The organism is Enterobacter cloacae complex sp. IR5384 (assembly GCF_049237265.1).
Lineage (GTDB): Bacteria > Pseudomonadota > Gammaproteobacteria > Enterobacterales > Enterobacteriaceae > Enterobacter > Enterobacter cloacae.
Genome location: NZ_JBMKHJ010000014.1, coordinates 120,253 through 129,473, shown reverse-complemented (window position 1 = coordinate 129,473; position 9,221 = coordinate 120,253). Strand labels below are relative to the sequence as shown.

General features: G+C 46.1%; 8 protein-coding genes and 1 pseudogene. 6 read left to right on the top strand and 3 right to left on the bottom strand.

Annotated features, from left to right (window positions below):
• Positions 1-104: 104 nt before the first annotated feature.
• From ACOTX3_RS13760 to ACOTX3_RS13745, 4 genes and pseudogenes are all read left to right on the top strand, one after another.
• Positions 105-929 (top strand): annotated as a pseudogene (locus ACOTX3_RS13760) (relaxase); the annotation flags it as partial.
• A 189-nt stretch (positions 930-1,118) separates the two neighbouring features.
• On the top strand, positions 1,119-1,391 hold the full coding sequence (locus ACOTX3_RS13755) for a hypothetical protein (protein WP_004114852.1): 273 nt from the start codon (positions 1,119-1,121) through the stop codon (positions 1,389-1,391).
• 48 nt (positions 1,392-1,439) lie between these two features.
• On the top strand, positions 1,440-1,826 hold the full coding sequence (locus ACOTX3_RS13750) for a hypothetical protein (protein WP_000713577.1): 387 nt from the start codon (positions 1,440-1,442) through the stop codon (positions 1,824-1,826).
• 26 nt (positions 1,827-1,852) lie between these two features.
• Entirely contained in the window at positions 1,853-2,173 is a 321-nt protein-coding gene (locus tag ACOTX3_RS13745) for a hypothetical protein (RefSeq protein ID WP_000860569.1), read from the top strand.
• A gap of 145 nt (positions 2,174-2,318) precedes the next feature.
• Here ACOTX3_RS13745 and ACOTX3_RS13740 read toward each other — a convergent pair whose 3' ends face one another.
• Entirely contained in the window at positions 2,319-2,744 is a 426-nt protein-coding gene (locus tag ACOTX3_RS13740) for a hypothetical protein (RefSeq protein WP_004114857.1), read from the bottom strand.
• 982 nt (positions 2,745-3,726) lie between these two features.
• Between ACOTX3_RS13740 and ACOTX3_RS13735 the strand changes: the two genes are divergently transcribed.
• Entirely contained in the window at positions 3,727-4,293 is a 567-nt protein-coding gene (locus tag ACOTX3_RS13735; RefSeq protein ID WP_016239675.1) for a helix-turn-helix domain-containing protein, read from the top strand.
• Positions 4,294-4,382: 89 nt separating this feature from the next.
• Here ACOTX3_RS13735 and ACOTX3_RS13730 read toward each other — a convergent pair whose 3' ends face one another.
• Together ACOTX3_RS13730 and ACOTX3_RS13725 are read right to left on the bottom strand one after the other, a co-directional pair.
• Positions 4,383-4,958, bottom strand: a complete 576-nt coding sequence (locus tag ACOTX3_RS13730) for a hypothetical protein (RefSeq protein ID WP_004114867.1) — start codon at positions 4,956-4,958, stop codon at positions 4,383-4,385.
• 11 nt (positions 4,959-4,969) lie between these two features.
• Entirely contained in the window at positions 4,970-6,424 is a 1,455-nt protein-coding gene (locus ACOTX3_RS13725) for a tyrosine-type recombinase/integrase (protein ID WP_001530776.1), read from the bottom strand.
• 159 nt (positions 6,425-6,583) lie between these two features.
• On the opposite strand from ACOTX3_RS13725, the gene mutS reads away from it, so the two are divergent.
• Positions 6,584-9,151 carry a DNA mismatch repair protein MutS gene (mutS, locus tag ACOTX3_RS13720; RefSeq protein WP_058679579.1) on the top strand — a complete coding sequence of 856 codons (2,568 nt, stop codon included), beginning with the start codon at positions 6,584-6,586 and terminating at the stop codon, positions 9,149-9,151.
• Positions 9,152-9,221 lie beyond the last annotated feature (70 nt).

The following is a 9,221-nucleotide window of genomic DNA, read 5'->3' as shown; positions in this document are numbered from 1 at the left end:
TAACAGTAAGCGTCGGCATGGTTCTAGCGAACAGATGTCACCGACAGAATATGAAAACCAGTATTATCAACGGCTCGGAAGTGTCTAGATTATCCGTGGCGATTCAGAAAGTCCACAAACTCACTCAAACCACATCTGCAATCAGTAGTCATAGTCAGGAGAAAAGAAAGCCTTCCCGCAACGAGCTGATGATGGCTGAAAGAACGACAACTCCCTGCCCCAGGTCCACTCTGCAGAGCCTGATTGATAATGCGTTAACCGGCCGCCCTGATTTGCTGACTTTTATCGCTATGCTGGAAAAGGTAGACGTCAGCTGCAAACCCAATATCGCCTCAACGGGAAAAATGAACGGCTTTTCATTTCAGTACCAAGGTATTGCCTTTAAAGCCTCTCAATTGGGTAAAAAATATGGCTGGTCTTCCCTGCAAACATTGATTGATTTCGTACCGGAACATCTGACTTTACTGAAACAAGCACAAAAGCCAACAGTACCTGCACCTGTGCCATTAACAGTGCCAATGCCAATGCCAATGCCAATGCCAATGCCAATGCCAATGCCAATGCCAATGCCATCATGCGAGTCTGAAGAACAGGCTGCAAACCGGGAAACGATTCTGGAGAAAATCCATCAGCTTGAAGAAAAAATTCGTCTGGAAAGACAACAGGAGACAGTGGGTATCATTCAGCTCAGGAGCAAGCTGCACAATACAACCCGTCAGATACCCCGCCAGCGTCGCCTGAAGGCGTGGCTTTTACTACTCAGCCAAATTGTTGTACTTCTAAGGCGCAAGGGACTGTCACTGCTGCATGCCACAATACATCATTTCCGCAAGATTCTTCATCTGCACCTATTAGAACCCATTCCTTTCACAGCCGGTCATTCCCTTCAGGAACAATCAGTTAGTAATAACCAGCACCTCACACCATAAGAATCCTTAGTTTATAATGCAATGATAGTCAATAAATTATTGATCGTTTATATAGATCGATAATTTGATTACAATAGTTAAAACCAATCACAAAGCAATCATCGATCGGTACAAGCAATTTTACTAAAGCGGGTCATTCATCGAAAATGTTCAAAAATACATCACCTTAAATCAGGCCATGGAGTCATGATGGATAATAAAACGATTAGCTGCCCCTTCTGCTTTACACAAAGCCCGCACGGCGTGCGGATTTGCAAAGGCTGCCATGCAAAAGTGGCCTATGGTGAAAGTCCGCTCAGTGTGGCATTCCTTTTTCAATTCGTGGCATTAGCTCTCGCCTGGTTAGTATTTTCATTGACCGGCAGTACTCCTGTCTCAGTCATTACGTTTTTTGCCAGCGTTATTATTCTTATCTGCATAATTAAAAAGACCTATGCAGACAGAGTTATCTTTATACGGTGATATTAATTTCACACCACAGCAAACATAAAAAATTAACATGAGGGACCTATGAAAAAATTCATTACTTCTGCGTTTTTTATTTCCGCTTTACTTATTTCTGGCTGTTCGACATCAGGCAATCAGCATCTCAAAAACGAAACATCACAAAGTCTGCAGTCAAAAATCATCAAAAATAAAACAACGAAATCAGAAATAATTACCGCATTAGGCGAGCCCGAAACCAAGACTACACTTGATAGTGGAAATGAAGAATGGACTTATTCGATGGATAACAATCAGTTTGATGCCACCACATTTATTCCCGTTGTCGGGCTGCTGACGGGGGGCTCACAGACGCAGGCCAAAACGCTGGAAATCGAATTTAAAGGAGAAACGGTCAGCAAATGGTCGTTCTCTGAAAATACAAGCAGAATGAATACAGGTCTGATTCAATAACTCACGTTACAGCCAGGGAATTATTTATGAAAACTTATGCCGTTATCACACTCGTTACCGCTGCATCGTTGCTGAGTGGCTGTAACAGCGAACCTTCCGAACAGGATATTTACACTGCCATGAATAAGGTCGTTGCGCAGGCGAATGCTTTCGTGAAATCTATAGCAGGCAAGGATGTCCCAAAAGACGCACTGCGCGAATTAAAATCAGTCAAAAAGCATGACTGCGTAGAAGTCTCTGATAAAAGTTATAAATGCAATGTGACGGCTATTGTCGATAACGAAAAGCGTACTGCTGCTGTAACCCTTGTCAAAACGGATGATGGCTGGCAGGTCGTTGATAAGTAAACCCACCTTAAAGCCATCACGACAGGCGGGACGCCAACTGGGTGGCTCCTGCCTTTTTAATACTCGATTTTGACCTGCCGGAAACGCCAGCTCCATTTCTCTCCACCATTCAGCATCCCATTCCTTGTACACGCTGCTGCCGCTATCAAAGTCTTTTCCTGATCACTGAGCCTGGCGGAGTATAAGCCAGAGAGCCTGCAATGCGTTTCTTTTCATACTGAGCCAGCAAATCAGCATAAATATGCTCTGCTTCGTCCAGATTGCCTGAAATATAATTCACAAGTGAATTCAGGCAATGCAGCAATGTATTGCTGTTTGCAAGCTTCCTGAGCAGAGTTGTGTTCAGGGTTGAAACGACTCCTGTAAACATCTGCATAATATTATCAACGTGATAACATGAATTGCGATACTGCGCCCGTGAATAAAAATACTTCAGATGATACCCGGCGAAGAGAACATAAAGTTTTTTGTAAAAGACATTGTTATTAACGCTGTTGTGATGATGGGTTATAAATTTATCAACAACATGTATAAACTTTTCCTCCTGAGATAAAACATCAATAGCACTCATAATTTTCTCCATTTTTTGTTTTTATAATTAAGTACTATCATCTTCAAAAATAAAATCAATAGTAATTTAAAAATATTTTTATAAAACAATATTTATTCTATTCTCACTTAAAACAGCTTTCACTGTGGAGATATTGAGTCCTCCAGATTGCATTACTATTTCATATTTCAATTATCTGAGTCATTTCCATATTTCAGATAAAAAAACCACAGGAATATTTTTGAGAGCGTGCTACGCACTGGCTTACGCCCCGACTACCGATAAATGTTAATTATTTTTACCAAACCGGTGAAAACCATAATTTTGTTTCCCTGGCAGCGCCGCTGAGTGCCCACAGCACTCACTCGCTGAAGCAGAAAGGGTTTTTCCGAAGGGTCCCGGCGTGAGCCGTACTCAGCAAATGGGCAAATCATGTATCTGTGTTCGCTTTCCCGATCAACTCAGCCTCCTGATTTTTTGCGCGAAGCGTATTTGTAATGACAGTTAACCTCAGGTCTATGAACTCGTGCGCGAAGCGTATTTATACTTACAGAAAATACTGTAGTAATGTTCTGAAGCCCAATGGCGCAACACACAGTTGCGCAGGCTTCACTTAAGAAATGATATAATGTAAGAAAAACAATAATAAAAGTGTTTTCATCAGGTACACCAAGGCCTTGAGTATCATTCTAATGCAAAACTGTGGTTTCTTATTTCTTTATCACTCTTTTATCTTGCAGAACACAATTGAAAATTAACCAATAAAATCAAATAATTAAACAAACCCTGCCGTTATTAATTTCAGAACCAAAAATCATTAATTACATAACAGGTGATGGTGAAATTTAGCACCCCTTGTTTTAAATTTGATAACCAACCATCTCCCACTAAATAACAACCGTAAAATCTCAAAGTAAATACAATTAAATAATACTACCAACCAAGTTGACAAATAAATTAAATGTGCCATATATGTAATCACAACAATAAAAAAGGAGCCATCATGTCAATCACAAGCGTTGTATTAACTAAAGAACAAAAGTCCATTATTGCAGAAGCATTAGAGGTTATGCCCGAAGATCTGGAAGAAATAAAGATTAAAGCAAATAGCTATAAAAAAACGTCATTCAGAGACGATTTCTCAATGATATTCAAAGGCAATATGGCCACACTCGCCAGGATGGATTTGACGCCCACAGCGTTTAGAATTGTGCTTTATCTCTTCTCAGTAATTGATTATGGAAATATTATCCCTGATTTTTCACAGTCACGTATAGCCAAAGATCTTGGGCTGAATAAATCAAATGTCTCACGCGCATTCAAAGAGTTATTTGAGAGAAAAATACTTATTCGTGACGCCATAGATAACCAAGTATACCTTAATTCAAACTTGTGTGTTAAAGGAATCCCTCGTCGTTTCAATGAAGATCTGATGGATAAATTTAGAAAGTCCAGACTGGAGACAGAAGACTTTGCCAATTCGTTTAACTTTTATCGTGCAGGGAGTAAAACAAAGCCGGTTAAAAATCCCAAAAGAAGATATCCTACAGACGGCATTCCATTTGATTAAAATAATAAATAATGCTGTTGAACAATTTATACTTCCGCAAATGACTATTTCCCAATATAAATTTAATTTTATATTGGGAATGAAATTAATCATAAAATATCATTAAGTATATGACGTTCTTGTTCAATTTCACATGATTTAACCATCCCACTTAGTACACTAACAAAAACGTCATTCCATTTCTGGCGCTCTCTCGAAGCATGCCAGTTCTCAAACAACACTTTCTCAAGAGAGATCCAAATAACTTCTGCGCGAGAGGTATTTAATAGCTCCTTGAATACTTCGTCAGATACAGTAAGGGCATGAGAATAAATTTTATTATCAATAGTCCAGAAAGGCTCTGGCTTGGTAAAATCAGCCAAAGAAGCAAAAGCCAACCCACGGACCTGTGCTGCTTCCATTGTGCTGTTCACTTTATGATTATCCCGCCAGGTTTTTAAATCACCCAACAGATAATTTACGCGTTGATTTCTTGCTTTGCTATCTTCAGCCTGGTATTGGATATAAGCAGGGCCATTACCAGTCTGGCGATAACGAGCCAATGTTTTGACACTTACACCAAGGTAAAGGGCCGAAACTTCAGCACTCAGGGTTGCATCATCTGGCATACTACCAAATAGCCGCCATACTTCAGCATATTCCCTTAAAGTATCGATTGCACTCATTCCCTGTCCCCCTAATTTGTTGGCAATGGTTGATATTTCGCCGAAGCCAAAAGTGTATTATACAACTCAGGTACTGTCATCAGCATATGAAGCTCAATCCGTTGAAGTGCCTCAAAAACTCGCTCGTTATCAGGCTCAGCATATCTTTCAGTAGGGTCCGTGGTATTACGGTGGTTAAGCAATCTTTTCACCACTGCATACGAAGTTAGTTCTTCTGCAACACGGCCAAAAGTTCTTCGCAGATCGTGCATTCCCAGCTTCATTATTCCAGCTTCCTGACAGATATACTCGCGCAAGCTTTTACTGTCAGAATAATGTCCAACCTTGCTTCGTGATGAACGAGCCGGAAAAACCCATTTGCGTTTATCTGCCCGTATTTCGGTATCGTTGACGATATCTCGTCGGTCTTCCAGAATTCGCTTTGTAGCATCACAGATTGGAAGCTCATGGTCGTTACGATTTTTCGTGTCGTAAAAGCGAATAACCCGGTTTTCGAGATCGACATAGCTTGTCGTTCTGACTTCCTCTTCTGTCAGGGCCTCTCGCCAGCACAGTGTTGCTGTCTCTTCTTTCCTGGCTCCTGTCAAAATGGTCAGCAACAGATAATCACAACCCAAACGATTAAAACCTCTCTTATTGTGTAATGCAGCTAGAAACCGTCCCAAAGTATCTTTGGGGGACAATGGATTTCGTACGCCCTTGGCACGATAGCTATCTTCCAGCTCAGATCGTGTTCTGAACTTCTTCTGTACCTTTAAAATTGAAAAAGGATTATAGGACAACGAAGGTTGTCGTTGCTGGGTCTGAGCATTCCCAGCTTCAATCTCGATTGCGTGTTTTACAGCAACATTGGCCCACCTAAAAGTCTGTTCTGCTGCTGTTCTGGCTCTTGAAGCAATCTCGTCAAACTTTCGAAGGATTTCATTACCAGTAAGATCCTTGATTCGAAGGTTTTGCCATTCTTTCAACCGATTCTCAGCTTTGTCTAACACATTGAGAGTGTTTGGTTTAGCAGGTTTGGTTCTGCCAAGTAAGTGACTCCTGTATTGGGCAAAAGCTTCACTCACGGTCAATTCAGCCAGATCGAGTTCCCTTTTAATCTTGTTGGGATTTCTCTTTGTTGCAATCATTGTCTGAACCAACTGCCGAGCTGCCTCACGGGCTTGATCGATACTCGGAAAATCGGACACATTCCCAACCTTTACTTTCAAGACAGAGCTTGGCTTCTTACCCTCACTGACATTACGATCTGAAGAGGCTACTCTTCGCTGGATTACATAGGTTTTTTTCGTCAAACTGACCTTCACACCGAAGCCAACGGGTGAATCTCGATGATCGTCAAAAACTATGTAAGGTTTTTGGTCAGGGTTGGCTTCGAAAACGACTTTTCCAGAGCTACTGAGCTCAGGCTTAACATTAATACTTAACTTGTTGATAATAAAAGCCTGATTGAGAGTTGTTTTCAAAGTATCACCACCATTTGTAACCCAAAGAAGGAGTACAACCAATCTATCACGCTTTGGGCTACAAGTGAGCTACAAATTTATGGGTTTATGTGGGTTTAAAGGGGTTTTACCTGGGGCCATATGAGCACTTGAAAGAATTAAAAAATGAGTAAAATCAATATGAATGAAGACATTGATAAGGACTTCTCTAGCCATACCCCCATGATGCAGCAGTACCTGAAGCTGAAAGCGCAGCATCCGGAAATTCTGCTGTTTTACCGTATGGGCGATTTTTACGAGCTGTTTTATGACGATGCTAAACGGGCATCGCAGCTGCTCGACATCTCTCTGACCAAACGTGGCGCATCGGCAGGTGAACCCATCCCAATGGCAGGCATTCCGCATCATGCGGTAGAAAACTACCTGGCCAAGCTGGTGAATCAGGGCGAGTCGGTTGCCATCTGTGAGCAGATCGGCGATCCGGCCACCTCAAAAGGCCCGGTTGAACGCAAGGTCGTGCGTATCGTCACGCCAGGCACCATTAGCGACGAAGCCCTGCTCCAGGAGCGTCAGGATAACCTGCTGGCGGCCCTGTGGCAGGACGGCAAAGGGTTTGGTTACGCCACGCTGGATATCAGCTCCGGGCGTTTTCGTCTGAGCGAGCCGGCTGACCGGGAAACCATGGCAGCCGAACTACAGCGCACCAACCCGGCGGAACTGCTGTATGCCGAAGATTTTGCCGAAATGGCGTTGATCGAAGGTCGTCGCGGCCTGCGCCGCCGTCCGCTGTGGGAATTTGAAATTGATACCGCTCGCCAGCAGCTCAACCTGCAGTTTGGCACCCGCGATCTGATTGGCTTTGGGGTGGAAAACGCCCCGCGTGGACTGTGCGCCGCGGGTTGCCTTTTGCAGTATGTGAAAGACACCCAGCGCACCGCCCTGCCGCATATCCGCTCTATCACCATGGAGCGCCAGCAGGACAGCATCATTATGGATGCGGCCACGCGCCGGAATCTGGAGATCACTCAGAACCTGGCGGGTGGCGTTGAGAACACGCTGGCATCCGTGCTCGATAACACCGTGACGCCGATGGGCAGCCGCATGCTGAAGCGCTGGCTGCATATGCCCGTCCGCGATACGGATACGCTCGTTTGTCGTCAGCAGACCATTGCCGCGCTGCAGGATCGCTACACCGAGCTGCAACCTGTGCTGCGTCAGGTGGGCGATCTGGAGCGTATTCTGGCTCGTCTGGCGCTGCGCACGGCGCGGCCTCGCGACCTTGCACGAATGCGTCATGCCTTCCAGCAGTTGCCGGAACTGCGTGCTCAACTGAGCGACGTTGACAGCGCACCGGTTCAGAAACTGCGCGAAACCATGGGCGAGTTTGCTGAGCTCCGCGATCTGCTGGAGCGCGCTATCATAGATGCGCCGCCGGTTCTGGTGCGCGACGGTGGCGTAATTGCCCCTGGCTACAACGAAGAGCTGGACGAATGGCGCGCGCTGGCGGACGGCGCAACGGATTACCTCGACAAGCTGGAGATCCGCGAGCGCGAACGTCTCGGGCTCGATACCCTGAAAGTCGGCTATAACGCAGTCCACGGTTACTATATTCAGATCAGCCGCGGGCAGAGCCATCTGGCGCCGATTCACTATGTGCGTCGCCAGACGTTGAAAAACGCTGAGCGCTACATCATTCCTGAGCTGAAAGAGTATGAGGACAAAGTTCTCACCTCGAAAGGCAAAGCGCTGGCCCTGGAAAAGCAGCTTTACGACGAGCTGTTCGACATGCTGATGCCACACCTCGCGGACCTGCAGTTAAGCGCTGGCGCGCTGGCGGAGTTGGATGTGCTGGTGAATCTGGCTGAGCGTGCTGAAACGCTGAACTATACCTGCCCGACCTTTACCGACAAGCCCGGCATTCGCATTACCGAAGGCCGCCACCCGGTGGTGGAGCAGGTACTGAACGAGCCGTTCATCGCTAACCCGCTGAGCCTGTCGCCACAGCGAAGAATGCTGATCATTACCGGTCCGAACATGGGCGGTAAAAGTACCTATATGCGCCAGACGGCGCTTATCGCCCTGCTCGCCTACATCGGCAGCTACGTTCCGGCGCAGAAAGTGGAGATTGGCCCCATCGATCGTATCTTCACCCGCGTGGGTGCGGCGGACGATCTGGCCAGCGGCCGTTCCACCTTTATGGTCGAAATGACGGAAACCGCCAATATCCTGCACAACGCGACAGAACACAGCCTGGTGCTGATGGACGAAGTCGGACGCGGCACCTCAACCTACGACGGACTGTCGCTGGCATGGGCGTGTGCGGAAAACCTGGCGAATAAAATCAAGGCCATGACGCTGTTCGCGACGCACTACTTTGAACTGACGCAGTTGCCGGAGAAAATGGAGGGCGTGGCAAACGTCCACCTGGATGCGCTTGAGCATGGCGATACCATCGCCTTTATGCACACGGTGCAGGAGGGGGCCGCGAGCAAGAGCTATGGCCTGGCCGTCGCGGCACTGGCGGGTGTGCCTAAAGAGGTAATTAAACGCGCGCGTCAGAAACTGCGCGAGCTGGAAAGCCTGTCACCGAATGCGGCGGCCACCCAGATTGACGGCACGCAAATGTCGCTGCTGGCACCTGCGGAAGAGACGTCACCCGCCGTTGAAGCGCTGGAGAATCTCGACCCGGATTCACTGACGCCACGTCAGGCGCTGGAGTGGATTTATCGGCTGAAAAGTCTGGTTTAGTTCTCTGCGATCTTTGCCCGGTGGCGCTGCGCTTACCGGGCCTACGGGTTTTGTAGGACGGGTAAGGCGA

What these genes read in the sequence shown, in the direction of transcription:
- ACOTX3_RS13755 (WP_004114852.1), top strand. Translation starts at nt 1,119, where the DNA reads ATGGATAATAAAACGATTAGCTGCCCCTTCTGCTTTACACAAAGCCCG.
- ACOTX3_RS13750 (WP_000713577.1), top strand. Translation starts at nt 1,440, where the DNA reads ATGAAAAAATTCATTACTTCTGCGTTTTTTATTTCCGCTTTACTTATT.
- ACOTX3_RS13745 (WP_000860569.1), top strand. Translation starts at nt 1,853, where the DNA reads ATGAAAACTTATGCCGTTATCACACTCGTTACCGCTGCATCGTTGCTG.
- ACOTX3_RS13740 (WP_004114857.1), bottom strand. Translation starts at nt 2,744, where the DNA reads ATGAGTGCTATTGATGTTTTATCTCAGGAGGAAAAGTTTATACATGTT.
- ACOTX3_RS13735 (WP_016239675.1), top strand. Translation starts at nt 3,727, where the DNA reads ATGTCAATCACAAGCGTTGTATTAACTAAAGAACAAAAGTCCATTATT.
- ACOTX3_RS13730 (WP_004114867.1), bottom strand. Translation starts at nt 4,958, where the DNA reads ATGAGTGCAATCGATACTTTAAGGGAATATGCTGAAGTATGGCGGCTA.
- mutS (WP_058679579.1), top strand. Translation starts at nt 6,584, where the DNA reads ATGAATGAAGACATTGATAAGGACTTCTCTAGCCATACCCCCATGATG.